The sequence below is a fragment of the Ruminococcus sp. 8Y-12 genome, from assembly GCF_058119865.1.
The window spans coordinates 3,057,426-3,083,996 of the sequence record NZ_CM176623.1; the positions used below are offsets into that span (position 1 = coordinate 3,057,426).

General features: G+C 47.3%; 33 protein-coding genes and 1 pseudogene. 33 read left to right on the forward strand and 1 reads right to left on the reverse strand.

What is annotated here, in order from left to right; all coding sequences use genetic code 11:
* The first annotated feature begins 84 nt into the window (after positions 1-84).
* The 28 genes and pseudogenes from AC0THY_RS11655 (at position 85) to AC0THY_RS11790 (ending at position 18,550) form a co-directional block, all read left to right on the forward strand.
* Positions 85-366, forward strand: a complete 282-nt coding sequence (locus tag AC0THY_RS11655) for a PDDEXK family nuclease (protein WP_489990772.1) — start codon at positions 85-87, stop codon at positions 364-366.
* Entirely contained in the window at positions 344-847 is a 504-nt protein-coding gene (locus AC0THY_RS11660) for an HNH endonuclease (protein ID WP_489990773.1), read from the forward strand. The genes AC0THY_RS11655 and AC0THY_RS11660 overlap by 23 nt, the downstream gene beginning before the upstream one ends.
* A pseudogene (locus AC0THY_RS11665) lies at positions 844-2,203 on the forward strand (SNF2-related protein). Before AC0THY_RS11660 ends, AC0THY_RS11665 begins: the two are co-directional and overlap by 4 nt.
* 59 nt (positions 2,204-2,262) lie before the next feature.
* Positions 2,263-2,499 carry a hypothetical protein gene (locus tag AC0THY_RS11670; protein WP_489990774.1) on the forward strand — a complete coding sequence of 79 codons (237 nt, stop codon included), beginning with the start codon at positions 2,263-2,265 and terminating at the stop codon, positions 2,497-2,499.
* Complete coding sequence (locus AC0THY_RS11675) at positions 2,489-2,935, forward strand: DUF722 domain-containing protein (protein ID WP_489990775.1); 447 nt, start codon at positions 2,489-2,491, stop codon at positions 2,933-2,935. The genes AC0THY_RS11670 and AC0THY_RS11675 overlap by 11 nt, the downstream gene beginning before the upstream one ends.
* A gap of 111 nt (positions 2,936-3,046) precedes the next feature.
* Positions 3,047-3,406, forward strand: a complete 360-nt coding sequence (locus AC0THY_RS11680; RefSeq protein WP_489990776.1) for an HNH endonuclease — start codon at positions 3,047-3,049, stop codon at positions 3,404-3,406.
* Positions 3,407-3,583: 177 nt separating this feature from the next.
* Complete coding sequence (locus AC0THY_RS11685) at positions 3,584-4,135, forward strand: P27 family phage terminase small subunit (protein ID WP_489990777.1); 552 nt, start codon at positions 3,584-3,586, stop codon at positions 4,133-4,135.
* A 117-nt stretch (positions 4,136-4,252) separates the two neighbouring features.
* Positions 4,253-5,515: a site-specific DNA-methyltransferase gene (locus AC0THY_RS11690; RefSeq protein ID WP_489990778.1), complete on the forward strand. Its 1,263-nt coding sequence runs from the start codon at positions 4,253-4,255 to the stop codon at positions 5,513-5,515.
* Positions 5,508-7,346 (forward strand): DNA cytosine methyltransferase, encoded by a 1,839-nt coding sequence (locus tag AC0THY_RS11695; RefSeq protein ID WP_489990779.1) that lies wholly within the window; start codon positions 5,508-5,510, stop codon positions 7,344-7,346. The genes AC0THY_RS11690 and AC0THY_RS11695 overlap by 8 nt, the downstream gene beginning before the upstream one ends.
* Before the next feature lie 87 nt (positions 7,347-7,433).
* The gene (locus AC0THY_RS11700) at positions 7,434-8,189 is read left to right on the forward strand and encodes a virulence protein (RefSeq protein WP_489990780.1); all 756 of its coding nucleotides are present in this window, start codon (positions 7,434-7,436) and stop codon (positions 8,187-8,189) included.
* A complete protein-coding gene (locus AC0THY_RS11705; RefSeq protein ID WP_489990781.1) occupies positions 8,173-8,583 on the forward strand; it encodes a DUF4314 domain-containing protein in 411 nt (136 codons plus the stop codon). The genes AC0THY_RS11700 and AC0THY_RS11705 overlap by 17 nt, the downstream gene beginning before the upstream one ends.
* Positions 8,567-8,743, forward strand: a complete 177-nt coding sequence (locus tag AC0THY_RS11710; RefSeq protein WP_489990782.1) for a DUF5049 domain-containing protein — start codon at positions 8,567-8,569, stop codon at positions 8,741-8,743. Before AC0THY_RS11705 ends, AC0THY_RS11710 begins: the two co-directional genes overlap by 17 nt.
* A 129-nt stretch (positions 8,744-8,872) precedes the next feature.
* Positions 8,873-9,820 carry an amidoligase family protein gene (locus AC0THY_RS11715; RefSeq protein WP_489990783.1) on the forward strand — a complete coding sequence of 316 codons (948 nt, stop codon included), beginning with the start codon at positions 8,873-8,875 and terminating at the stop codon, positions 9,818-9,820.
* A 99-nt stretch (positions 9,821-9,919) separates the two neighbouring features.
* The gene (locus tag AC0THY_RS11720) at positions 9,920-10,405 is read left to right on the forward strand and encodes a gamma-glutamylcyclotransferase family protein (RefSeq protein ID WP_489990784.1); all 486 of its coding nucleotides are present in this window, start codon (positions 9,920-9,922) and stop codon (positions 10,403-10,405) included.
* The gene (locus tag AC0THY_RS11725) at positions 10,383-10,586 is read left to right on the forward strand and encodes a hypothetical protein (protein ID WP_489990785.1); all 204 of its coding nucleotides are present in this window, start codon (positions 10,383-10,385) and stop codon (positions 10,584-10,586) included. Before AC0THY_RS11720 ends, AC0THY_RS11725 begins: the two co-directional genes overlap by 23 nt.
* 123 nt (positions 10,587-10,709) lie before the next feature.
* Complete coding sequence (locus tag AC0THY_RS11730; RefSeq protein ID WP_489990786.1) at positions 10,710-10,952, forward strand: DUF7678 domain-containing protein; 243 nt, start codon at positions 10,710-10,712, stop codon at positions 10,950-10,952.
* A gap of 95 nt (positions 10,953-11,047) precedes the next feature.
* Complete coding sequence (locus tag AC0THY_RS11735; RefSeq protein ID WP_489990787.1) at positions 11,048-11,209, forward strand: hypothetical protein; 162 nt, start codon at positions 11,048-11,050, stop codon at positions 11,207-11,209.
* Entirely contained in the window at positions 11,151-12,752 is a 1,602-nt protein-coding gene (locus tag AC0THY_RS11740) for a terminase large subunit (RefSeq protein WP_489990788.1), read from the forward strand. Before AC0THY_RS11735 ends, AC0THY_RS11740 begins: the two co-directional genes overlap by 59 nt.
* Positions 12,753-12,770: 18 nt before the next feature.
* The gene (locus AC0THY_RS11745; protein ID WP_489990789.1) at positions 12,771-14,135 is read left to right on the forward strand and encodes a phage portal protein; all 1,365 of its coding nucleotides are present in this window, start codon (positions 12,771-12,773) and stop codon (positions 14,133-14,135) included.
* Entirely contained in the window at positions 14,020-14,775 is a 756-nt protein-coding gene (locus AC0THY_RS11750) for a head maturation protease, ClpP-related (protein WP_489990790.1), read from the forward strand. The genes AC0THY_RS11745 and AC0THY_RS11750 overlap by 116 nt, the downstream gene beginning before the upstream one ends.
* A 15-nt stretch (positions 14,776-14,790) precedes the next feature.
* Positions 14,791-15,966: a phage major capsid protein gene (locus AC0THY_RS11755; protein WP_489990791.1), complete on the forward strand. Its 1,176-nt coding sequence runs from the start codon at positions 14,791-14,793 to the stop codon at positions 15,964-15,966.
* A gap of 67 nt (positions 15,967-16,033) precedes the next feature.
* A complete protein-coding gene (locus AC0THY_RS11760; protein ID WP_489990792.1) occupies positions 16,034-16,309 on the forward strand; it encodes a head-tail connector protein in 276 nt (91 codons plus the stop codon).
* Positions 16,309-16,641: a phage head closure protein gene (locus AC0THY_RS11765; protein WP_489990793.1), complete on the forward strand. Its 333-nt coding sequence runs from the start codon at positions 16,309-16,311 to the stop codon at positions 16,639-16,641. The genes AC0THY_RS11760 and AC0THY_RS11765 overlap by 1 nt, the downstream gene beginning before the upstream one ends.
* Positions 16,642-16,643: 2 nt before the next feature.
* A complete protein-coding gene (locus AC0THY_RS11770) occupies positions 16,644-17,027 on the forward strand; it encodes an HK97 gp10 family phage protein (RefSeq protein WP_489990794.1) in 384 nt (127 codons plus the stop codon).
* 2 nt (positions 17,028-17,029) lie between these two features.
* Positions 17,030-17,359: a hypothetical protein gene (locus AC0THY_RS11775; RefSeq protein WP_489990795.1), complete on the forward strand. Its 330-nt coding sequence runs from the start codon at positions 17,030-17,032 to the stop codon at positions 17,357-17,359.
* A complete protein-coding gene (locus AC0THY_RS11780; protein ID WP_489990796.1) occupies positions 17,352-18,008 on the forward strand; it encodes a major tail protein in 657 nt (218 codons plus the stop codon). The genes AC0THY_RS11775 and AC0THY_RS11780 overlap by 8 nt, the downstream gene beginning before the upstream one ends.
* Positions 18,009-18,011: 3 nt before the next feature.
* Positions 18,012-18,389: a hypothetical protein gene (locus AC0THY_RS11785; RefSeq protein ID WP_489990797.1), complete on the forward strand. Its 378-nt coding sequence runs from the start codon at positions 18,012-18,014 to the stop codon at positions 18,387-18,389.
* Positions 18,386-18,550, forward strand: a complete 165-nt coding sequence (locus AC0THY_RS11790; RefSeq protein WP_489990798.1) for a hypothetical protein — start codon at positions 18,386-18,388, stop codon at positions 18,548-18,550. The genes AC0THY_RS11785 and AC0THY_RS11790 overlap by 4 nt, the downstream gene beginning before the upstream one ends.
* A gap of 7 nt (positions 18,551-18,557) precedes the next feature.
* Here AC0THY_RS11790 and AC0THY_RS11795 read toward each other — a convergent pair whose 3' ends face one another.
* Positions 18,558-18,791, reverse strand: coding sequence for a hypothetical protein (locus tag AC0THY_RS11795; RefSeq protein WP_489990799.1), 234 nt, complete (start codon positions 18,789-18,791; stop codon positions 18,558-18,560).
* A gap of 135 nt (positions 18,792-18,926) precedes the next feature.
* Here AC0THY_RS11795 and AC0THY_RS11800 point away from each other — a divergent pair, with 135 nt between their 5' ends.
* The 5 genes from AC0THY_RS11800 (at position 18,927) to AC0THY_RS11820 (ending at position 26,562) form a co-directional block, all read left to right on the forward strand.
* Positions 18,927-19,505: a hypothetical protein gene (locus AC0THY_RS11800; RefSeq protein WP_489990800.1), complete on the forward strand. Its 579-nt coding sequence runs from the start codon at positions 18,927-18,929 to the stop codon at positions 19,503-19,505.
* 115 nt (positions 19,506-19,620) lie between these two features.
* Positions 19,621-22,617: a phage tail tape measure protein gene (locus AC0THY_RS11805; protein WP_489990801.1), complete on the forward strand. Its 2,997-nt coding sequence runs from the start codon at positions 19,621-19,623 to the stop codon at positions 22,615-22,617.
* 2 nt (positions 22,618-22,619) lie between these two features.
* A complete protein-coding gene (locus tag AC0THY_RS11810) occupies positions 22,620-22,982 on the forward strand; it encodes a hypothetical protein (protein WP_489990802.1) in 363 nt (120 codons plus the stop codon).
* 14 nt (positions 22,983-22,996) lie between these two features.
* Complete coding sequence (locus tag AC0THY_RS11815) at positions 22,997-25,039, forward strand: hypothetical protein (RefSeq protein WP_489990803.1); 2,043 nt, start codon at positions 22,997-22,999, stop codon at positions 25,037-25,039.
* Positions 25,033-26,562 (forward strand): hypothetical protein, encoded by a 1,530-nt coding sequence (locus AC0THY_RS11820; protein WP_489990804.1) that lies wholly within the window; start codon positions 25,033-25,035, stop codon positions 26,560-26,562. The genes AC0THY_RS11815 and AC0THY_RS11820 overlap by 7 nt, the downstream gene beginning before the upstream one ends.
* The last annotated feature ends 9 nt before the right edge of the window (positions 26,563-26,571 follow it).

Genomic DNA, 26,571 nt, shown 5'->3' on the forward strand with positions numbered 1-26,571 from the left:
GAAAAATATATAAAAATCTTTATATAGGGGTTTTAAGAAATGAGAGTCACGACATCCACCATTTAAGAATGATGGAGGACTCGCATGAGAGAAAAATACATTGAACAGCAGTTAACGAGGGCAGTGAAAAGCCGTGGCGGTCTGTGTGAGAAGTGGAACTCTGGCACAGCGGGGTGGCCCGACCGCATTATCTTATTGCCTGATGGAAAGTTCGGCTTTGTGGAAGTAAAGGCTCCAGGCAAAGAACCCAGACCCTTGCAGATACACAGGCACGAGCAGCTGAGAGCATTGGGCTATCCGGTATTCGTCCTGGATCGTCCCGGACAGATTGGAGGTATTCTTGATGGAATTGCAAGTCAGATGTGATTGGTGCGGTAAGGAATTTTATAAGATTCCGGCAAGGATACGTCCCCACAATTTCTGTTGCAGACAGTGCCTTGCCGATTTTAGCAACAAAACCAAAAATCCAGAAGGTTATAATACGTTGAAGGATTTTACAAATATCGCAGCAACACTTTCAAAACAGAACAAGGAATTAAACAAAACCAGAATGACACCTGCAGTTAGGGAAAAGTTAAGGCAGGCACGGCTGAATACAGGCGAAGGAAAAACTTATGCGAAATTATATGGCAGACATGAACACCGTGTGGTAGCAGAACAGATGCTTGGCAGACCATTATTGCCAGGAGAGGTGGTTCACCATATTGATGGAGATAAGAGAAACAACAATTCTGCAAATATCCGTGTGTTTGCATCACAGAGTGATCATGCAAAATTCCATGCGGAATTCAACTGGTTCATAAAAGAACTTGAAAAACTGGAAATGGAAGGAGGTGATGCCCTATGAAGTTCATTCCACACGACTATCAGAAATTTGCTACAGAATTTATCGAAAGTAATCCGATTTCATGTCTGCTGTTGGATATGGGCTTGGGTTGACAAAACTATAGTGACCCTTACCGCAATCGACAGATTGATAAATGACCATTTTGAAGTCAGAAAAGTCCTGGTGGTTGCACCGCTTCGTGTGGCAAGAACCACGTGGCCGGATGAACTGAAAAAGTGGGATCATCTGTCAGCACTCAGCCATTCCGTAGTCATTGGCACTCCGGCAGAAAGGCTGTCGGCTCTGAGAACGGATGCAGACATTTATATCATCAATCGTGAGAACCTGGTGTGGCTCATGAACCAGGACAGAAAATATCTGAACTTTGATATGGCAGTTCTGGATGAGCTGTCATCCTTCAAGGCAAATTCCCAGAGGACAAAGGCTTTCATGAAACTTCGTCCCCGGCTGAAAAGAGTGGTAGGTCTTACCGGAACGCCAAGCAGTAATGGCTTGATGGATTTATTCTATGAGTTCCGTTGTCTGGATATGGGAGAGCGACTGTTCCGGTTCATCGGGCAGTACCGCACCACATTCTTTCGACCAGACCGCTGCAATGGAAATATCGTGTATTCCTATAAAGCACTTCCCGGTGCGGAAAAAGCAATCTATGACCGCATTGGCGATATCACGATTTCCATGAAAGCAGTCGACCATTTGAAAATGCCGGAACTGATCAGTACCGAATACACAGTTACCTTGGATGAAAAGGAACGGCAGCGATATGAGGATATGAAAAAAGATCTCATCCTGGCATTGCCAGAACATGACATCACTGCTGCCAATGCCGCATCGCTTTCCAACAAGTTGTCACAGATGGCAAATGGAGCGGTGTATGCAGACGATGAATCCGTGGTGCATATTCATGACAGGAAGTTAGATGCCTTGGAAGATATCATAGAATCAGCAAATGGCAGACCGATCCTTGTGGCTTACAGGTACAAGCATGATGTGGAACGCATCACGAAGCTGCTTGAGAAACTGAAGGTCGAATATGCAAGGATTTCTTCTCCCGGAAGTATTGAGATGTGGAATAAGGGAGAGTTCGCCGTGGGTCTTATCCATCCGGCATCCGCAGGACACGGCTTGAACTTACAGGCCGGTGGCGATCATCTCGTTTGGTTCGGACTTACCTGGTCTTTGGAATTATACCAGCAGACCAACGCCCGTCTATTCAGACAGGGACAGAAGGCAGGAACCGTTGTGGTACAGCACATTATTGCAAAAGACAGCATTGACGAAAGAGTCATGAAGGCATTGGAGAAAAAGGACTCCACGCAGACGGCTTTAATCGATGCGGTCAGAGCAGAACTGTAAATCAGAGACAATCAGAGTCAATCCGGGAACCTATAAACCATTTTTCGGAGGAACTCTATATGAACAATTATTTGGACCCATATGACAGTCTGGCCAATGGCATCATCCTGCAGGCTGTCAAGGATTATAGGGATGCGAACAAGAAACTGGCAAGAGGCAGAAAGAATGCGGCGGCACAGCAGATGAAAGACGAATGCCAGCGGTTCTTTCGGTCTAAGTGGTTTACCGCCCTTACCGAGGTTGAACCGGAGTTCCTTATCCGGAAACTCGATGCGGAGGTAGAACATGACAGTTAAAGAATATTTAGGACAGGCATATCTATTAGACCAGCGTATCAAGTCAGACACCCTGGAGTGTGAGGAATTGCGGCAGATGGCTCAGAGCATATCAAGTCCAGGCTTTGAGGAACATTTCAACGCAAGCAAGAATACGGACGCACCGTACATTCATACTTTGGAAAAGCTGTGGGACATGGAAGAGCAGGTCATGACGGAGCTGGCACAGCTGGTAAATCTGAAAGGCCAGATTCAGGACGTTGTGAGGCAGGTGGATAAGCCGGAGCAGCAGTCGGTATTGAAGTACCGCTACATCCACAATTACACATGGCCCATGATTGGCGAGATGCTGAATGCAGACCGTGGTACCGTGCAGCGTTGGCACAACAAAGCAATCAGTAAAATCAAACTGCCGGAAAATGCCATTGATTTAAAAGATGCAGCGGTTTGCAACTAAATGCAACGGTGCCCTATGTGATATTGTTAAGATGCGAAAATGAAATAAAGGTCACAGCCTCATGGGAGAAATCCTGTGGGGCTTTCCTTTTGTCGCAAAGGAGGTGCAGTGGTGCCAAGAAAACCAAAACGACCGTGTTCCTTCCCCGGCTGTCCCAACCTAACTGACGGACGGTTCTGTGAGGAGCATCAGAAACAAGAGAACAAACGCTACGAGAAGTACGACAGAGATCCTGCTGTACGCCGTAGGTATGGACGGGCATGGAAGAGAATCCGTGACAGCTATGTAGCACAGCACCCGTTCTGTGAGCAGTGCTACAACAAGGGAATCCTGGTGGAGACCGAAGAGGTACACCACAAGAAACCTTTGTCCCAGGGTGGAACTCATGACAGGAGTAACCTCATTGCTTTGTGCAAGGAGTGTCATGCAAGGATCCATGCCAAAAGCGGTGACCGATGGCACAACCATTGATGGTGGAAGTCGTGAAGGTCACGGAAGAAACTATTTATATTTTTTGTGCGAGTGGAAGTCGTGACACCCGGTAGGGGCGGTTCACTTCTCTACAGTAAAGTCCCCGTGGAACGGGCGTGGGGTCATACGCGCAAAAAGGGCGATTTCAAAAGGGTAATAAAGGAGGGTCATAAAATCATGCCTACAAAATCGAATAACACAGGCGGTAGAGGCGGTGCCAGACCGGGTGCCGGACGAAAGAGAACCGCCGTAAAGGAAAAGGCCGACAACGGAAATCCAGGCGGCAGACCATTAGAAGTCCTGGACATTCCAGAAATCGAAGGTGTGGATATGCCAAAGCCACATGACTTCCTGTCAGCCGAACAGCGTGACGGCAGTGAGCTACAGGCCGCTGATATCTACAAGGAAACATGGGAGTGGCTGAAAAGAGTAGGATGCAGTTCAAAGGTATCCAGTCAGCTGCTTGAGCGGTATGCGATGGCATCTGCCCGTTGGATTCAGTGTGAGGAGATGACCAGCAAACTGGGATTCCTCTCCAAGCATCCGACCACGCAGAAGCCTATCCCTTCCCCTTTCATCAATATCGGAATCAACTATATGAACCAGGCGGTTCGGTTGTGGAATGAGATATTCCAGATCGTGAAGGAAAATTGCAGCACGGAATACTCGGATGCAGCTCCGCAGGATGATGTGATGGAGCGTCTGCTCCGTGCAAGGAAAGGAATGTAATATGGCGAAGAAAAAGTATCCAAATCAGAAAAAGAATAACAGGCAGGTCTTTCCCAAGGGGAAACTGCTTGATACCAGAAAAGACCTGCATAAGGTTGTGAAAAGGAGGAACGGCTGATGGCGAGAACAACTACGCAGATGGAGATGGTCTCCATCGACAAGTTAATACCGTATGTGAATAATGCCCGGACTCATTCGGCAGAGCAGGTCAACAAACTCCGCTCCAGCCTTCGTGAGTTCGGGTTTGTCAATCCGGTCATCGTGGACAAGGACTATGGCATCATTGCCGGACACGGCAGAGTGCTTGCGGCAAAAGAGGAAGGCATTGATGAAGTACCCTGTGTCCTGGTGGACTATCTGACCGAGGCACAGAAGAAAGCCTACATCATTGCAGACAACCGATTCGCTCAGGATGCCGGATGGGATGAGGAGCTTCTGCGTATCGAAATCGAATCTCTCCAGGGAGAGGACTTTGATATTTCTCTTACCGGATTTGAAGCAGATGAGATTGCGGACTTGTTCAAGGATGGAAATGACAAAGAAGTCCAGGACGATGATTATGATCTGTCCGCAGCTTTGGAGAAAGCAGCCTTTGTGGAAAAGGGAGATGTGTGGACGGTAGGCAGACATCGACTTATGTGTGGTGATGCGACTTCCGCTGATGACGTATCAAAATTGATGGATGGCAGAAAAGCAAATCTGGTTCTGACGGACCCTCCGTATGGCGTGTCCTTCCAGAGTTCAGACGGACTTTCCATTCAGAACGATTCCATTAAGGGTGAGGAGTTTTATCAGTTCCTGCTATCTGCTATGCAGAATATGGCTGCTGTCCTTGAAAACGGTGGTGCGGCTTATGTGTTCCATGCAGATACGGAAGGACTGAATTTCCGTAAGGCATTTGTGGATGCCGGATTTCATCTTGCCGGATGCTGTATCTGGGTCAAGAATTCCCTGGTATTGGGTCGCAGTGATTACCAGTGGCAGCACGAACCTGTACTGTACGGATTTTTGCAGAATGGCAAGCATCCGTGGTACTCCGACCGCAAGCAGACCACCATCTGGAATTTTGATAAGCCGAAACGCAATAAGAATCATCCGACTTCCAAGCCGCTTGACCTTCTGGCTTATCCAATCAGTAATTCCACCCAGGCCAATGCCATCGTAATTGATACATTCGGCGGGAGTGGTTCGACCCTTATGGCGTGTGAGCAGAGCAACCGCATCTGCTGCACGATGGAACTGGATGAAAAATATGCATCTGTTATCCTCCGCAGATATGTAGAGGACGGAGGAAATCCCGATGATGTGTATGTGGAACGAAACGGAGAGAAACTCATGTACTCCGACCTGGTGAAACAGGTGGAGGGAGAAAATGAATAAAGAAATGAACCTTACCCTCGGCAGTCTTTTTGATGGTTCCGGGGGTTTTCCATTGGGCGGACTGCTTTCCGGCATCACTCCTTTGTGGGCATCGGAAATCGAGCCGTTCCCAATCCGTGTTACAACAAAGCGATTTCCCCAGGTACAGCACCTGGGTGACATTTCCAAAGTGAGCGGTGCTGACATTGCTCCGGTGGATATCATTACCTTTGGTTCTCCATGCACCGATATGTCGGTGGCAGGAAAGAGAGCCGGCCTTGATGGCAGACAGTCCGTTCTGTTCTATCAGGCAATCCGAATCATAAAAGAAATGAGGTGTGCAACTAATGGCAACTATCCAAGATACATCGTGTGGGAAAATGTCCCCGGAGCATTCTCCAGTAACAAGGGCGAAGACTTCCGGGCAGTCCTCGAAGAAATCTGCAAAGTCAAAGACGAGAGCATTTCAGTTCCTCAGTCTGGAAAATGGGCAAACGCAGGAGAAATCATGGCAGATGGATTTTCACTTGCATGGCGAGTGTTCGATGCACAGTTTTGGGGAGTGCCCCAACGAAGAAAACGCATCTATCTTGTCGCAGATTTTGCAGGCGGGAGTGCCGGAAAAATACTATTTGAGTCAGAGGGCTTGTCTGGGTATTCTGCGGAGAGCTTCCGCTCGTGGCAAGGAACTGCCTGCCATGCTGAAGGTGGCACTGGAGAAACAGGCACAATCTGCCTGAACGACCAAGGCGGCAACCGCATGGATGTGACGGAAGACATCACTTGTACCCTCCGTGCAGAAAGCCATCATCCGCCTCTTGTGTTTGAGAATCATTCACAGGATGCCAGATATACGGGGCCACAGGATACAGCACAGACGGTGCTTGCCACGTTTGGGACCGGCGGTAACAATCAGCCGTTCGTACTGGAAACACCAAAGACCCTCAAAATCCGCAGTGGATGTGAGGGCGGAGGTAAAGGTGCGCTGATCCAGGATAACAAATCAGCAACCCTGTCCTGCAACAATGACCAGACCTTATTCGTGCCAAAAGCATATGGCATCTGCTCCAAAGACAGCAATTCCATGAAGTCGGATAATCCGAACAGCGGATTCTATGAAGCAGATACTTCAAGATGTCTGGATGGAAATGGCGGCAATCCCGCCTGCAACCAGGGTGGGATTGCGGTGGTCGCATTACAGGGTTCGATGATCGGCAGAGCCGATAAGAATGGCCCACAGGGAGACGGCATCAATGAAGATGTTTCCTTTACTCTGAATACAGTTGACCACCATGCGGTTGCCTATGGGATTGATCGTGCGGCTTTCAATCAGGGAAAGAATGCCAAGTTTGGGTTTGCGGTGGAAGAGGAAGTCGAGCCTACTATGGTAGCAAAAGGTCCAGGGGCAGTTGCCCATCCGACTTTCAGCAGCAGTAAGGCATCGTTCTTTACATCCGCAGAGGAAGAACTGGCAAACACCCTGGTTGCAACGGATTATAAAGACCCTCCGCTTGTTAATGATACAGATGAGGGAATGGAGTACATCGTCCGCAGGCTGACCCCAACGGAATGTGCAAGGCTGCAGGGATTCCCGGACTGGTGGTGCAGTGATCTTGGTGTGGAAGAACCTATCGAGGATGACATTGCTTTTTGGAGTGACGTCTTTGAAACTCACAGGAAGATTGTGGGCAATTCCACCAAGCCGAAGACAGAAAAACAGATCAGGAAGTGGCTGATGAATCCCCATTCGGATGCTGCTGAATATAAGATGTGGGGCAATGGCGTGGCTCTGCCATGCGTATATTTTGTGTTGTCCGGCATTGTGTATTACTCACAGTTTCCTACAGAATAATTCGGTGACTATTCTACAGCAAATGACTTGCTATAAATTGGCTTTAGAGTGATATATGTAGTACCGAAAGAAAAGGAGGTACTTCACATGGAAGTCAAATTTAATGTAACAGGAAAAGAACGCAAGGCACTGGTTACTGCCATTGCAGAAATCACAGGGGCAACAGCCACCTACAAGGGAGTCCCAAGTTGTGCATACGAGGTCGATTACTTTATCATTGACCGATTCGGCACACTTTCCTTTAACGACATGGCAGACAGCGAGGAAATCGAAGGACTGCTTGAGAAACTTGAGCAGAAGGGTTTTCATTCTGAAAGTGCAGAGTATGATGAGCCACAGCCGGATATCGACTGCGAGGAACCTTTGGAAGACTGCCCACCCGCCTACGGAGTGCCGGAAGAAACCGGACACAGCGAAACAGTGGGGCTTACGGTGGCAATGCCGCTCGACAAGGTGGCAGTCGGCAACCTTACCAATCTTTTAGAAGCAAAGGGCAGCCTTATCAAAAAGGCACTGGGAATCAGCGAACTGCCGATTGAAATCACGGAGGAGCAGATTTCCTTCCACTGGTTTGCGGATGGATTGGATGCCGATGCAGTCAAAGCCTACACCGATTTCATTGCAGCCCTGTGCAAAATGAGCAAGGAACAGAAGCGTATCTCCAACATGGAAAAACCTGTGGAAAATGAAAAGTACGCATTCCGATGCCTGCTCCTTCGACTGGGATTTGTGGGAGCGGAGTACAAGGCAGATAGAAAAATCCTGCTGAAGAATCTGACAGGCAGCAGTGCATTCAAGAGCGGTGCGAAGAAGGAGGTAGCTGACGATGAAGTTTCCGAGTAAAGAGATTGTCGAGCGGGTACGCAGTCAGTACCCTGCCGGAGCAAGAGTAGAACTGGTGCAGATGGATGATTTGCAGGCACCGCCGATGGGGACAAAAGGCACCGTGATCGGGGTGGATGATACCGCCTCCATCATGGTCAAGTGGGACAACGGTTCACACCTCAATGTAGTCTATGGCGAGGATGTCTGCCGGAAACTGGATACAGTCACTACCATCTGCTATGGAAAAAAGGATGTGTGGGACAGCCGGAACGAAGCGAGGGAATTTTTCCTTCGGGCGATCATGGGCTCCGAAGGCAGCGAGTGCGACCGCTACACTAAAATCTATGCGGAACTTGTGATGGGAAAAGCAGTATGCACAGATGAGGAGGAAGAACATGACAGAACAGATTAAACAGCAGATTTTCAAGGTGCGGGATACTTCCCTTACCAATATGTTTGATTTTCAGCAGGTACGCTGCATTGCTGAGAACATGGAACTGCTGGAACTGGTGGATTTTCTTGATAATCACACGGATGAATATGCTGATTTCATCTTGAAAGGAGCGTCATAAAATACACAAATTTCTTTAAAATCTTTGTGTAGATTATGCTCCGAATTGAGTGGATATAGTCCGCACTCAGAGGTAATATGTGTACTACCGAAAGGGAAAACACATTAAGCCAAACGGAGGAAAACACGGATGAACGAGAAAATCACAAGCCAAATCGAAGAAATGAAGAAACAGACCATCGGCGTTGAGGTCGAGATGAACAGCATCACAAGGGATAAGGCAGCGAGAATTGCAGCTACCTACTTCGGAACAGGAAGATACGAAAACACAGCCGGACGAAACGGCTACTGCACCTGGTCAGCTTGGGACAGGGACGGAAGAGAATGGAAATTCCAGAAGGATGTCAGCATCGCAGGATGCGACAGCGAGAAATGCGAACTGGTCACCCCGATTCTTCACTACAATGACATTGAGACATTGCAGGAACTTATCCGGAAACTTCGCCACGCAGGAGCAAAGAGCGATGCCACAAGAGGATGCGGAGTCCATATCCACATCGGGGCGAACGGACATACCCCACAGACTATGAGAAACCTAGCCAACATCATGGCAAGCCACGAAAGCCTCATAGCCGATGCCCTTGCCCTTGACAGAGACAGGATGCACCGTTACTGCCGGACGGTAGACCCAAGATTTTTAGAGCAGGTCAACAAGAAAAAGCCAAAGACGATGGCAGCCCTTGCGGACATTTGGTACACCTCCAACGGAGCCAACTACGGCAGAAGCCACCATTACAATGACAGCCGCTACCATATGCTAAACTACCATGCGACCTTCACAAAAGGGACCATCGAGTTTCGGCTTTTCCAATTCGATGCTCCGGCAGACGGCAAGCTGAACGGACTTCATGCCGGGCAGCTGAAAAGCTACATTCAACTTTGCCTTGCACTGAGCCAGATGGCAAAGACGGTAAAGAGTGCCAGCCCAAAGCCACAGCAGAATGAGAATCCGAAATATGCCATGAGGACTTGGCTCCTCCGACTTGGCTTCATTGGAGAGGAATTCAAGACGGCAAGAGAAATCCTTACCAAGAGACTGGAAGGAGATACAGCCTTTAGAAACGGCAGAGCCGCTTGAAGGCCACGCAGGGGTTAGCCTCCTGCCACCTTTCCCCGACCGCTTCGGCGGTCTTAAGGTGGTAGAAGGGTGATCCCTTCGGAAAGGATGGATACCATTATGAATAAAAGATACTACCTAGCCTACGGCAGCAATCTGAACATCCGGCAGATGCGGATGCGATGCTCATCGGCACGAATCATCGGAACAGCGGAAATCAAGGATTATGAATTGCTTTTCAAAGGAAGTCAGACAGGTGCTTACCTTACCATCGAACCAAAGGCGGGGGCAAGGGTTCCCGTGGCCGTCTGGTCAGTGACCGCTGAGGATGAAGAGGCACTTGACCGCTACGAGGGATTCCCCACCTTCTACTACAAGAAGGAAATGCGGCTGCCGATTAAGGGCATCAAGTCAGGAAAGACGAGAGTCAGAGACTGCTTCGTGTACATCATGCACGAGGAGCGAAGCATCGGCATTCCTTCCTACGCTTATGTGAGCATCTGCCTGGAGGGATACATCAGCTTTGGCTTTGATGAACATTTCCTTGCAGAAGCACAGATTAAATCAGAGGAGGCATTCGCACATGGAAAAAAGAGAAGTCGCTGAAATTAGAATCTGCCCACGCTGTGGGAAAGCCTATCATGGTTCGCCTGCCCTTTCGAGGGCAGACAACAGAACCCTTATCTGCCCGGACTGCGGGACCAGAGAAGCCTTGGATAGTATTGGAGTACAGCCTTCCGAACAGGAAGAAATCCTTAATACCATTCACCGTTCCATGCAGTCATAAAATGCATAGATTCCTTCGCAAATGATTGTGCAGTATATGTTCCTAAATGAGTTGCTATTATGTGCTTTTAGAGCGAATATGTACATACCGAAAGGGAAAACAACACAAACGGAGGCAAAGATTATGTGGAGCGAAGGAACGATTGGAATTCCGGCAGCGGATAAGAAATACACGGCGGTTCATTACTGGGTCAAGCATTACGAAGAGCCGAGTGAAGAATACGGCATCAACGGGGGCAAGATTTCCAAGCTGATGCTTAAGGCAGGAGGCGAGGTTATCTGTAACTACGATAGGGGTTGGGACATTGAACCGACCTGCGAGGCAGCAGGACTTGCACTTGCCATCCTTCTGAAAAGTCACAACTAAGAAAACAATACCGCAAAGGACGGTCCCGGAAGGGGCTGTTCCTCGTACAGTCGCTATCACAGCGGCTATTTTTTATGCCATTTGGAGGTGAGAACATGGATGAGCGTTTGAAAGAAAGACAGCGACTTCCCTATGATGCGATGGTTCCTGATCCTTCGTGGCTTGGAGAAACAGATACAGAAACGGAGGTGGCAGAGAATGAGGAAACTGAAGAAATACAAACCGACAAAATTCAAGGCGAAGGACTCGGTCTATAGTGAAGAAATGGCGGACTATGCTGTGGATTTTATTGAGGCTCTATGCCACACCAAGGGTACATGGGCAGGAAAGCCATTTGAACTGATCGATTGGCAGGAGCAGATCATCCGTGACATCTTCGGGACAATCAAACCGAATGGATATCGCCAGTTCAATACCGCTTATATAGAAATTCCAAAGAAACAGGGCAAATCAGAACTTGCCGCTGCGGTAGCCCTTCTTCTGACCTGTGGGGATGGAGAAGAACGTGCTGAAGTATACGGCTGTGCCGCTGACCGCCAACAGGCAACCATCGTATTTGATGTGGCTGCCGATATGGTGCGTATGTGTCCGGCGCTAAACAAGAGAGTCAAAATCCTGGCTTCGCAAAAGAGGATCATCTATCAGCCGACCAACAGCTTCTACCAGGTGCTGTCGGCGGAGGCTTATTCCAAACACGGCTTCAATATCCACGGAGTGGTGTTTGATGAACTGCATACCCAGCCGAACCGGAAACTGTTTGATGTTATGACCAAGGGCTCCGGTGATGCACGAATGCAGCCGCTGTATTTCCTTATCACAACAGCCGGGACGGATACCAACAGCATCTGCTATGAAACACACCAGAAAGCCAAGGACATCCTGGAAGGTCGGAAACATGACTCAACATTTTATCCTGTGATTTATGGAGCGAATGAATCAGATGATTGGACTGACCCAAAAGTGTGGAAGAAAGCAAATCCATCCTTGGATATTACAGTGGGGATTGATAAGGTCGAAGCGGCCTGTGAGTCAGCAAAACAGAACCCAGGAGAGGAGAACTCCTTCCGGCAATTAAGGCTCAATCAGTGGGTTAAGCAGGCTATCCGATGGATGCCAATGGACAAGTGGGATAAATGTGCGTTTCCCGCCCGTGCAGAGGATTTGGAAGGACGGGTCTGCTATGGCGGACTTGACCTTTCATCCACAACGGATATCACAGCATTCGTTTTGGTGTTCCCGCCGGAAGATGAGGATGATAAATACAGCATCCTTCCATTCTTCTGGGTGCCGGAGGATACCTTGGATTTACGAGTCAAGCGGGATCATGTCCCCTATGATGTGTGGGAGCGGCAGGGTTTTTTGCAGACCACGGAAGGAAATGTAGTGCATTACGGTTACATCGAAAAGTTCATCGAGAGCCTGGGTGAGCGGTACAACATCCGTGAGATTGCATTCGACCGTTGGGGTGCTGTGCAGATGGTGCAGAACCTGGAGGGGATGGGATTTACCGTTGTTCCTTTCGGACAGGGATTTAAGGATATGTCCCCACCGACAAAGGAACTCATGAAACTGACCCTGGAAGAAAGACTGGCACACGGCGGGCATCCGGTTCTTCGGTGGATGATGGATAACATCTTCATCCGTACTGATCCTGCCGGGAACATCAAGGCAGACAAAGAAAAATCAACAGAGAAGATTGACGGTGCCATTGCAACGATCATGGGTCTGGACAGAGCCATTCGCTGCGGTAACGATGCAGGAGCTTCGGTCTATGATGACCGGGGCATTTTGTTTATTTAGGAAGGAGCGTGAAGGTATATGAGTATTTTAAGTGGATTGTTTCGGTCAAGGGATAAGCCTACCGACAGCACCACGGGCAGTGCTTACCGATTTTTATTTGGTGGCAGCACATCCGGCAAGATGGTAACGGAGCGTTCCTCTATGCAGATGACGGCGGTGTATTCCTGCGTCCGTATCTTAGCGGAGGCAGTAGCAGGACTGCCATTGCAGTTCTACCGATATACGGAGGACGGCATCAAGGAGAAGGCAATCGACCATCCGCTGTATTTTCTTTTGCATGATGAGCCAAATCCGGAAATGACATCCTTTGTCTTTCGGGAAACCCTTATGACCCATCTGCTGTTGTGGGGTAATGCCTACGCACAGATTATCCGTAATGGCAAGGGCGAGGTGGTGGCTCTTTATCCGCTGATGCCGAACCGCATGACGGTTGACCGGGATGATAAGGGACATCTGTATTACGAATATCAGACTTCTTCCGATGAAGCCAAGACCACGAAAGGTGGCACGGTTCGACTAAAGCCGACCGATGTCCTCCATGTTCCCGGTCTTGGCTTTGATGGCCTTGTGGGATATTCGCCAATCGCTATGGCAAAGAATGCCATCGGTATGGCAATCGCCTGTGAGGAATATGGAGCCAAGTTCTTTGCAAATGGTGCGACTCCTGGCGGCATCCTGGAATATCCGGGTGCAGTAAAAGACCCGGAGCGTGTCCGAGAGAGTTGGAATAAAGGCTTCGGAGGCAGTTCCAATGCCAACAAGGTAGCCATCCTGGAAGAAGGAATGAAGTACACACCGATTTCCATCTCCCCGGAACAGGCACAGTTTTTGGAAACACGAAAATTTCAAATCAATGAAATCGCTCGAATTTTCCGAGTACCACCGCATATGGTCGGTGATCTGGAGAAGTCGAGCTTTTCTAATATTGAGCAGCAGTCCCTGGAATTCGTGAAATACACACTGGACCCTTGGGTGTCCAGATGGGAACAGGCTATGATGCGTTCCCTGCTTTCCCAGGAGGAAAAGACACAATACTTCGTCAAGTTTAATGTGGACGGGCTTCTCCGTGGAGATTATCAGAGCCGTATGAATGGCTACTCCATCGGAAGACAGAACGGCTGGATGAGTGCAAACGACATCCGGGAACTTGAAAACTTAGACCGTATCCCTGCCGAGCAAGGCGGTGATTTATATCTCATCAATGGAAACATGACCAAGCTGGCGGATGCGGGCATCTTTGCAGCAAGCGGAAAGGAGGAAGAATCCAATGAAGAAGTTTTGGAAGTGGAAGAACCAGATGGTTCTGAATCAGGAGACACAGGAACAGGTGCCGGAGAGGACGCTGTTTCTAAACGGCACAATCGCAGAGGACAGTTGGTTTGATGATGATGTCACTCCGCAGCTGTTCAAGGATGAACTGTTTGCAGAAAGTGGTGATGTCACAATCTGGATCAACAGCCCAGGCGGTGACTGTGTGGCGGCAGCACAAATCTACAATATGCTGATGGATTACAAAGGCAACATCACCATCAAGATTGACGGTATTGCAGCTTCGGCAGCATCCGTGATTGCAATGGCAGGCACGAAAGTGCTGATGAGTCCGGTATCCATGATGATGATCCATAATCCGGCAACGATGGCATGGGGTGATTCTGCTGAGATGCAGAAAGCCATTGATATGCTTTCCGAAGTCAAGGAATCCATCATCAATGCCTATGAGATCAAGACCGGAATGAACCGCGTCAAGCTGTCCCATCTCATGGATGCGGAGAGCTGGATGAATGCGAACAAAGCTGTGGAACTTGGCTTTGCTGATGATATCCTGCATCGCCCCGGCGAGACAGAAGATAACGAACAGCCACAGATTGCCATGATGTTCGACAAGGCCGCAGTGACCAATTCACTGATGGATAAGATTGCGAAAAAGTGTCATATCCAGTCCAAGCCAGAGAAACCAGAAATCAATGAAAGAAGTGTTGATTCGCTCATGGAGCGTCTTGACCTTATCAAACAACACATTTAATGGAGGTATTAAATTATGACTATTTTAGAAATGAGAGAAAAGCGTAACAAAGCATGGAATGCAGCAAAGGCATTCCTGGATTCCCACCGTACCGAGAAAGGTACGCTTTCTGCCGAGGACGATGCTACTTACACCAAGATGGAGCAGGACATCAATGACCTCGGCAAAGAAATCGCCCGCATGGAGCGTCAGGAGCAGATGGAGGCAGAACTGAATATGCCTGTGAATACTCCGCTGACTTCCAAGCCTTCTGCAAACGGCAATGAGCCGGAGAAAAAGACCGGACGTGCATCTGACGAATACCGCAAGGCAATGGTCGATGCGTTCCGTTCCAACTTCAAACGCGTGAGCAATGTTCTGCAGGAAGGTGTGGATGCCGATGGTGGCTACCTCGTACCAGAGGAATATGACCATCGTCTGATTGACACTCTTTCCGAGGAGAACATCATGCGTTCCCTTGCAACTACCATTACCACAAGTGGTGAACACAAAATCAACATCGCAGCTACCAAGCCGGCCGCTGCATGGATTGAAGAGGGCGGTGCGCTCACTTTCGGTGATGCGACCTTCAGTCAGATCCTTTTGGATGCACACAAACTCCATGTTGCTATCAAAGTGACCGAGGAGCTTCTGTATGACAATGCATTCAATCTGGAGAACTACATCCTTACCCAGTTCGGTAAGGCTCTGGCCAATGCAGAAGAGGATGCGTTCTTAAACGGCGATGGCACTGGCAAGCCTCTCGGTCTGTTCGCAGCTACTGGTGGCGGTACCATTGCACAGACTCTTACTGCGGCAATCAAATCCGATGATGTTCTGGATCTGGTGTATGCCCTTAAGCGTCCTTATCGTAAGAGTGCGTCCTTCATCATGAATGACCAGACCCTTTCTTCCCTTCGTAAGCTGAAGGATAACAATGGTGCTTATATCTGGCAGCCTTCTTACCAGGCAGGAGAGCCTGACCGTCTGCTTGGCTATGCGGTACACACTTCTGCATATGCACCGACCGATGCGATTTCCTTCGGTGACTACAGCTACTACAACATCGGTGACCGTGGCAGCCGTTCTTTCTCCGAACTGCGTGAACTCTTCGCAGGCAACGGTATGATCGGTTATGTTGCGAAAGAGCGTGTGGATGGCAAGCTGATTCTTCCTGAAGCAGTGCAGATCATGAAAATGAAATCTGAGTAAGCATCCGGCGGTGTCGTTTTTTGTCGAAACGGCATCGCCTAATATTTTGAGTGAGGTGGTGACAGATATGATTGTATCCCTTGAGGAGATGAAGCAATATCTCCGTGTGGATTTTGACGATGATGATGCCCTTCTGGAGCACTTGATAGAAGCCGGAGAAAATCTGTGCATGGACATTGCCAGGATGGATGATAAAGATAAATTCGCAGAAGAAAAAAACGCCAGGATAGCAGTGATGTATGCGGTGGCGTATCAGTACGAACACCGGGAAGATGCAGATCATCATGCACTGGTGCTTTCTCTGCGGTCTTTGCTGTTCGGCATCCGGAAGGAGGGATTCTAATGGAGGTAGCTTTACTGAATGTAAGGGTCACTTTTCAGAAGAATACCGTGACCGTGGATGCCATTGGCAATCACAAGAATGAATGGACAGATGAATATTCCTGTTATGCAACCGTCAGCGGCGAAGGCGGGACAGAGACACAGACAGCCGGAACCACGGTGGACAATGCAGACCTGGCTTTTACCGTCCGGTATTGCAGAGCTGCTTCGGGGATTACCACCGAGGGATACCGGGTGCTGTTTGGTGGAGAAATCTACAATATTCTGTCGATTGACCATCTGAACTACAAAAAGAATGCTTTGAAATTCAAGTGTCAGAAAGTGAGGAGATAGCCATGAGCAGTGACAGAGTGAGGATTGATGGGATGGCAGCTGCCATTATGGAAGGTCTGACAGAATATGCAGATCTTGCGACCGATGATCTGAAAGCTGCAGTCAAGAAGGCCGGTACGACCGCCAGGAAAGAAATCCAGGCAAATGCACCGAGCGATACCGGAACTTATGCAAAGAGCTGGTCTGTGAAGAATACGAAGGAAACATCCAATACCCTGGAAATTACCGTATATTCGAGAACTCGCTATCAGCTGGCACATCTTTTAGAATTCGGTCATGCCAAGCGTGGCGGTGGCAGGGTTTCCGGGAAAAGCCATATTGCTCCGGCAGAAAAAAAAGCAGTATCCGAACTGGAGCAGGAAATCACAAGGAAACTGGGAGGTTAGGAATGGAAGAACTGCTTACTATCATCAAAGAAACAGGTATCCCCTTTGCTTATGACCACTTCGCAGAGGGGGAATCGCCTGCCCCACCTTTTATCTGTTACCTTCTTCCAGGTAGTGATAACTTTGCTGCAGATGGGAGAGTGTATTTCAAGATAAATGATGTGCGGATAGAACTGTACACCGATTCGAAGGACTTAGCGGTGGAACAGAAACTGGAAGATGTGCTTGATGCACATGAAGTCTTTTATAACAAGTCCGAAACCTGGATCGACAGCGAAAAGCTGTATGAGGTCCTTTATCAATTTGAACAGGAGGGTTTGAATCATGCCTAAGAAAAATAAAGTAAAATTCAATATCTGCAATGTGCATTATGCCTTGCAGACAATTACTGAGGATGGGACGGTATCCTTTGGAACACCGTTTGCCATGCCTGGTGCAGTTTCCCTGGCACTGGATGCCAATGGTGAGCCATCTAACTTTTATGCGGATGGATATGCGTACTACACCATTTCCAACAACATGGGTTATGAAGGTGATCTGGAACTCGCAATGGTACCGGAGAAATTCCGTACTGAGATTCTGAAAGAGGAACTGGATGGCAATAAGGTACTGGTGGAGAATGCCAATGTGGAAACAGCCAACTTTGCATTGCTCTTTGAGTTTGATGGTGATGTGAAGAAAATCCGTCATGTGCTGTATAACTGTGCAGCAAGCCGTCCAAGCATTGAGTCCCAGACCAATGAGGACGAAATCGAAGTACAGACTGAAACACTTGCTCTGACTGCGACTCCACTTGCCAACGGATATGTCAAAGCTAAAACTGGGGACGATACCACAGATACGGTATATCAGAACTGGTACAGTGCAGTATATATGCCTAGTGCGGAAGAAACACAGCCTGCTGAACCTGTCGTGCAATCCACATCAACTGCTGTGAAAGCAAGCACATCTGCCAAGACCGCAGCTGTGAAGGAGGGGTAAGCCATGAGCATGAAACAGAATATTGAAATCGATGGTAAGCAGGTGTCGTTTAAGGCATCTGCAGCCATTCCCCGTATCTACAGAATGAAGTTCCATCGTGATATCTATAAAGACCTGCGTTCCCTGGAACAATCGGTCGGTGATGGTAGTGAGGAAAGTTCCAATCTGGATATGTTCTCCCTTGAGATGTTCGAGAATATCGCCTATATCATGGCGAAACACGCTGACCCGACTATCCCGGATTCCCCGGAGGACTGGTTGGATGGTTTTAATACATTTTCTATCTACCAGGTATTGCCTCAGCTGATTCAGCTTTGGGGACTGAATACTCAGACGGATGTCCAGTCTAAAAAAAACTTCGCTCAACTGAGCGGGAAATGACAACCCCATTATTTCTGCTCCGCTGCGTACAGCTTGGTCTTTCCATCCGTGATTTAGATTTGCTTACGATTGGCATGGTCAATGATATGTTCGCAGAGAGCAGGAATGATGAGTATAAGTACAGAGAAGTTGCAACACAGAAAGACTTCGATAATTTCTAATTGCAGATTAATTCAGTCTTTGTGCCGCAGGGGTAATCTGGGAACTAATTTCTTTCGTCAGAGCTTGAAGAGGAGCGAAATGGTTGCTAATCATTTCATCAGAGATTCCCCTCTGATTTAGTTCCTGATGCACCCCATTAAAAATGTGTGTAAATAAAAATGTTGTTCCAACACCTGCTACAGAAACAAATAGAAGAGCGTTGGGTCCTAAATCTGCAATTTTTTCAATTAAAGTATTCATATGTCATTCCCTTCTTTTTGTCCGCATAATAAGCGGTTGATAATTGATTTGTATTGATTATATAACGTGTTTTTGATATAATCAATTGCGAGATATAAGTTATTTTTGTCCGCACTGAAAGGAAGAAACTCACATATGGGAAGAAAAGAGAATGCAGGAAAGATAAATGCAAAACGATTAGATGAGGCAATGGCCTATGCGGGAACTAGTTTCAGAAAGCTTAATAATGATCCGATTATAAGAGTTAATGAACGTACATTACGGCGAGCCAAGGAAACTGGAAAAATTGACCCAAAAGTGTTGGACAGACTGGGTAAGCGATTAAATGTAAGTCCAGTATGGCTATCTGTTTCGGACGAACTTCTGGAAATCCTTAAAATTGATAATCCCATGATTTATAAAAACTGGATGAACATAGAGAGACATCCATACACCGAGGATGAATTAGGGTTAAATCAAATCAATCAACAGAAGCATCTTAGAGACACACTTGCATTAAGTGATATTTCCCATGAACAGTTTCTGGGATTGTCGGAAGACCGTCAACTGGAATATCAGATTGAATTAGATACATTGATTAGAATTTTGAATCTGAAATATTTTAATAAAGACAAAAAAGGACATCCTCGATATTGGACACCAGAAGTGGTTGCTTTAGCAGAAACGGCTTTATCTGGTGCGGCCTACGATGCCCTCTTTAGGTTGTTAAGGTAAAAGATTAATTTATAGTATTCAGAAGGAGCATCAGTCAGAAATGATTGGTGCTTTTCATTTGCTCGGAGAAATCCGGGCTGTTTTTATGTTCATTTGCCGGGAGGAGGTGCTTTGGATGGCAAACAGAATCAAGGGTATCACTATAGAAATTGGCGGTGATACCACCAAACTTCAGACTGCCTTAAAGGGTGTCAATGGAGAAATCAAGAATACGCAGGCACAGCTGAAGGATGTGGAGAAACTTCTGAAACTGGACCCCGGCAATACAGAACTCCTTGCACAAAAGCATAAACTTCTCGGACAGGCAGTGGAAGAAACCAAGGGCAAGCTGACCACTCTGAAAACGGCAGCAGAACAGGCCAATGCAGCACTTGCCAACGGAGAAATTTCCCAGGAGCAGTATGATGCCCTTCAGCGTGAAATCATCGAAACAGAAAATGACCTGAAAAAACTGGAGACACAGGCCAACCAGTCCGCAACGGCTGTACAGAAGATTGCAGCCAGTGGCGAAAAACTGAAGACTGTTGGAAATAATATCTCAAGTGCTGGAGAAAAACTTCTTCCGGTTACGGCAGGAGTAACAGCACTGGGAACTGCTGCGGTAACCACAGCAGCGAACTTTGAATCATCTATGTCCCAGGTGCAGGCAACGATGGGAATTACCAAAGATTCCATGTCCACGGTAAACGGAGAATCTGTGAATACGATGGACACGCTTGGGAAACTTGCAAAAAAGATGGGTTCAGAAACAGCCTTCTCTGCAAGTGAGTGTGCTGAGGCTTTGAATTACCTGGCACTTGCCGGATATGACACACAGGAAATGTGCGATACACTGCCTACAGTTCTGAACCTGGCAGCGGCCGGTGATATTGAGTTGGCTTCTGCATCGGATATGGTTACGGATGCCATGTCTGCTTTAGGTATGGGAGTCAGTGAAGCCGGAACAATGGTAGACCAGATGGCAAAGACTGCATCTACCACCAACACCTCCGTAGCACAGCTTGGCGAAGGTATCCTTACCATTGGTGCAACAGCCAAATCTGTCAAAGGTGGTACAGCAGAACTGAACACGGCTCTTGGTATTCTTGCCAATAATGGTATCAAGGGTGCAGAGGGTGGTACGCATCTTCGTAATATCATCCTTGCATTACAAAATCCAATGGACAAGGCCGCAGATACGATGAACGAACTGGGAGTTCAGACCTATGATTCCGAAGGCAATATGCGGAGCATGAATGACATCCTGGGTGATTTAAATAAGAGTATGGATGGCATGACGGCGGCAGAAAAGTCCAATATCATCTCTACTATTTTTAATAAAACGGATCTTGCAGCAGTCAACTCCTTGCTTGCGAATACGGGAGAGACGTGGGATGGTTTGCAAACATCCATTGCAGACAGCGGTGGAGCGGCACAGCAGATGGCAGATACACAGTTGGATAACCTCCAGGGTCAGTTGACCATCTTAAAATCCGCTTTGGAGGGACTTGCCATATCTTTTGGTGAACTTCTGATGCCAGCAATCAAACAGATCGTTGGTTGGATTCAGAAATTTGTGGACTGGCTTAACGGTATGGATGATGGAACAAAGAAGGTGGTCGTTACAGTTGCACTTCTAGCCGCCGCCCTTGGTCCCGTTTTGATTGTTGTAGGAAAGGTCATCTCGGCAGTTGGTACGATCATGACGGTTGTTCCAAAGATTGCAGGGGTAATCAATGTGGTAAAAGGTGCATTTGCTGCCCTTAATGCTACGATGCTTGCAAATCCAATTATACTTATCATAGCAGCGATTGCCGCATTGGTAGCTGCCTTTATCTATCTGTGGAATACCAATGAGGACTTCCGGCAGTTCTGGATTGACCTCTGGAACAATATCAAAGAGGTTGCTGTTGCTGTGTGGGAGGCTCTGAAAGAGTTCTTTGCAGCGGCATGGCAGGCTATCGTGACTACAGCAACGACTATCTGGAATGGACTGGTATCATTCTTTACCGGATTGTGGGAAGGAATCAAGCTGGTCTTTACTACGGTGGTAACAGCCATCGGCACATTCCTTTCAACAGCATGGACAGCCATTACCACAACCATCACAACGGTATTCACGGCAATTCAGACCTTCTTCCAGACAGTATGGACAGCAATTTCCACGATTGTCACGACAGTGGTTACGGCGATTCAGACCTTTATCACGACAGCTTGGAACACAATCTGCACAGTAATTACCACAGTATTGACGGCAATCCAGACGGTTATTACTACGGTGTGGACAGCAATTTCCACCTTTATCACAACGATTGTAACAGCAATCCAGACATTCCTTACTACGGCATGGAATACCATAAAGACTGTGATTTCAACAGTTCTGACGGCAATTCAGACGGTATTCACTACCATTTGGAATGCTATTAAGTCGGTCATTACCACAGTGGTCAACGGTATCAAATCTACGATTACCAGTGTATGGAACGGCATCAAGTCCACGATTACATCGGTGGTCAATGGTATCAAGTCTGCGGTGTCCACTGCATTTAGTGCTATGTGGAATGGAATCAAGACAACGGTGTCTGGAATCTATAACACCATCAAGACCGGATTTGACAATGCTGTGAATTTCATCAAGAACCTGGCATCCTCAGCCTTTAACTGGGGTGCTGATATCATCAATGGAATCGTCAATGGTATCAAGAGCTGCATCGGAAAAATCAAGGATGCAGTCTGCAACGTGGCAGATACCATCAAGTCCTTCCTGCACTTTTCCGTGCCGGATGAGGGACCTTTGACAGACTATGAATCCTGGATGCCTGACTTTATGGGAGGATTGGCAAAGGGAATCGAGCAGAGCCGTGGTCTGGTAGAAAAAGCTGTGAACGGTGTGGCTGCGGATATGATGCTGACTCCAAAAGTAGGGGCTGTTGATTTTGCCGGAGCAGGTAGTGCAGACAGTCTTTCTGCCGATACCGGAACAAGCATCGTTGGTGCTATCCGTGAGGCAGTCAGCGGTATGACGAACCAGGGCGGAGATATTGTGATTCCGGTATACCTTGGTGGCACAATGCTTGATGAAGTAATTGTCACTGCACAGCAGAGAACTAATTTAAGAAGTGGAGGGAGATAAGCATGGCCTTTATACAGTATTTAAGACTTAATGGCGAGGCACTTCCTCTGCCAACTAACTATGACTGTGAACTGTCTGCGGTAGAAGCAGACACCTCCGGGGAAACGGAGGCAGGCACAACGCAGAGGGATGTCATCAGACAGGGAGTCGTATCGATTTCGGTTGAATTTGCGGTATCCCCTGTCTGGCTGAAAAAACTGACAGTCTATTCCAAACAGGATAAGCTGGCAGTGCAGTATTTTGATACGGAAACACTGGAAACAAAAGAAACAGAAATGTATGTGAACGGCTTTAAAGCAAAGCTGCAGAAGGACACCTCTTACAAGGGATTGTGGACGGTTTCCTTTACACTGCATGAATTTTAGGGAGGTGGATCACGATGTATCCGGTATCGGATGAATTTCTAACAGCAATCGAAAGCAATGCAAGAAAATATTACTGGACGGGTTCTATCGTGACCAAGAACCATGTGACCTATAACTTTGGAAACGAAGATATCGTGAAAGGCAGCGGTTATATCAATCGTTCTGCCTGTGGCAGCAGTGAGATAGAACTAGGCTCGGTGTATGCAGCTGAACTTGGAATCACACTGCTGTCTGCGATTGACCGTTATACCCTGGAAGGAGCGGAAATTAGATTATTCTTTCACTTGGTTCTGCCGGATGAAACGGTAGAGACGATTCCTATGGGAGTATTTGAGGTCAGCGAAGCAAACCGCTCTGCCAAATGTCTGGAACTGAAAGCCTATGATTATATGCTGCGGTTCGACAAACCTTTGAACATCGAGTCTTCCAGTGGTACGCCCTATAATTTTCTCTACACCATATGCACCGCTTGCAAAGTGGAGATGGGACAGACACAGGCAGAGATTGATGCTCTGCCAAATGGAAAGGAAACGCTAGGTATCTATTCTGATAATGATATCGAAACCTTCCGTGACCTTTTGTTTTATGTTGGACAGGTCTTAGGCTGTGTGTGCCAGATCGATAGGCTAGGAAAACTGGTGCTGATTCCGTATGGAAAGACATCGGCAGAAGAAATCAAGCAAGTGCATCGCTATGACAGCACCTATTCAGATTTTGTAACAAGATATACGGCCGTGTCCTCTACCAATAAAATTACAGAAGAGTCTGAGTATTATGCATTGACTGTGGATGATGGGCTGACCATGAACCTTGGCGTAAATCCGCTTTTACAGTTTGGTTTGAAGACAACCAGGGCAAGACTGATCAATAATATCCTGAATGCTATCTCCGTGGTGGAATATGTACCCTTTGATAGTAACACCATTGGTAATCCGGCTCTTGATCCGATGGACTGCCTTACCTTTTCCGGCGGTCATGCAGATGCCACAAAGGTGTCCTGTATTACGAGCATTACCTATAAAATCAACGGAAAGCACACACTGAAATGTGTGGGAAAGAATCCAAAACTGGCAGAAGCCAAGAGTAAGAATGATAAAAACATCACGGGATTGTTGAACCAGGTGGAAGAGAACAAGACCGTTGTATATGATTTTGTGAATGTTTCGCCCTATGAAATCGGCAATTCCCCTACCGAGGTTCTAACCATTACCTTTGTTGCAAAGGAAAGTACCAGTGCCATGTTCCTGGCAGAAGTTCTGCTTGATATTACCGCTGATGAGGAACAGAGAAAGATATCTGGCACAGCAGCCTATGAGGAGGAGTCACAAACAGAAGATGGAAGTATCACAACGGAACAGGTGGAAAAAGCGGTTGTCTATAGTTTCACAGATAAAACGCATCCAATCCTGCAGGTAACATATAAGCAAAACGGAGAGGAAATTGAAAACTTCTATCCAACAGATATCTGCCATGATGGAAAGCATATCCTTACCCTGTTCTTTCCCATCAGCAGTGTTGAAGCTAACAGTGAGAACACCTTTTCTATGTATCTGAAAATGACTGGCGGAAGAGCAAGTATCGGAGAAACACAGCTTCGTGCCACAATCAGTGGACAGGGACTTGTGGCCGGCATCGGAGATTGGAATGGTCGCATCAGTGTGACGGATTCCTTTGACCCGATTCCTCTTAATACCGCAGACTTTGGCTATAACAGTTTTGCTGATTCAGTGGCTGTTGTATTCCCTAGAATTATTCTGCCGGATATTATCGAACGGTTTACCTTCGTTCCGATTCCGAACAGTGGATTTACCTTTGATGCATTGAATGAAAGGGTGACCGCAGTAGAGGTTATCAAGACATTCACGATGGATGCGAAACGTCCAGGTCAGTATGATGTGACAGTGATTGAAATCACAGAAGAAGGCATCTTCCGTATGATCTGCGATTACACCTATGTATCGGCAGAGGAAGAAATCAACAGTGGTCAGATGCAGCACCTTGCTGTGGATACTACACCATTTGAAAGAGTAGAAAGTCAGGAGGTGGCAGAGTGTTAGTCGATGAAAGCAAATATATCTGGAAGAAATGGCAGCAGCCTGTCTTTGAAGATAACAGCACATGGGGCGAAGTTTCTGCTAACTCTATCCATGAGGTGGAAGGAGCTGATTATTCCCCTTACCACGCCCTTGATGAAAAGGAGGATACCCATTGGGAAGGTGCAGAAGGAGTAACGAATGCCAAGTTTACATGGGTGTTTGATAAGCCCTTAAAAATATATCGGATTGAGTTAGTCAATAAGCCGACAGGAAATATCCATCTCACAAAAACGGTAGAGGTCTATGTGGATGAAGAAATGACAGAACCACTGCTTTCCGGGGAATTCCCCGCTGTATCGAAAAGCCGATGTGACCTTGAACCGGAGCAGCCGTTTTCCTGCGACCGTCTGATTTTGAACCTTACATCAGATGCAGAAGCTGGAGTGAAGTATGTGGGGCTAACACAGATTTCTATCATTGCAGAGATCGGAGAAGAAAAGACAGTTCTGTTGCCGTTCCTAAATACTACAGAGAATATGGAATCCATTCATAGCGGATATAGTGATGACAATACTTATCAAACCGATGGATTGGACGGGTTTATGTTCAATGGCATCCTCGCCAATCCTATGTATATCTCAAGCAATCACTGGTTCGGTTTTGGCACAAATGGCGAACAGTTGCGTATCTGCCGGAGGGACGGATGCTCCACAGAAATCTATCGTCAGTTAGGAGAAACAGAAAATGGACTGCAATTCCTCAAAATCCGTTTTGAAGGATATACGGTCTATAACAACCGGGTTGATGCCAATCGACTGATTTTTGAGTTATTTCTGCTGTCCAATAACGATATGTTCCTCAATGTGATACAGACTCCGACCAGTGGAAACACGGGAACTTCGGATATGATCTGCAACAATACTACAACGGCTCTGACTCTTACAGATGGCAGTGGAGGTGGGACAATGATAAGTTTTTATCATCTGGATGAGGAAGGACGTACATGGAACGTGGTGTATGCCATGTATGAAACCATTGATTATTTTTCTTTTGCCTATCTGATGAAAGCAGAAGATATCTGGTACACGATTGCAAATGATGCACTTGTGCCTGTACCGATTGAAACTTTGACAGCTGCTATGTTCTTAAAGTATGGATGTGAAGTGCTGCCGTCAAAGGAACTACTGACTTCCATTGCGAATCCACATATCTATTCTTGGAAAGCCGGAGGAGAGCAGAAACTGTTAAAGGATACCGTCAAGGCATATCCTTACCCGCAGACCATCACATCTGTGGTGGACATGAGCCATATTTCTATTCTTGGGATTGTCCTTATGACGGCCCAGTATTCCGGTGATGTGGGACTACTGTTTTCTCTGGATAACGGTGAGTCTTTTTCCGAGGAGATGCCACTGGCGGACTGGCTGAATACGGACCCACAGGAGTTATGGGAAAGCCTGCATGAGGATAAAACACTGATTTTGCAGTTTATCCTTCATGATAATGCGACCATCACACACTTCAAAATAACCTATCAGAATTAGGAGGGATTT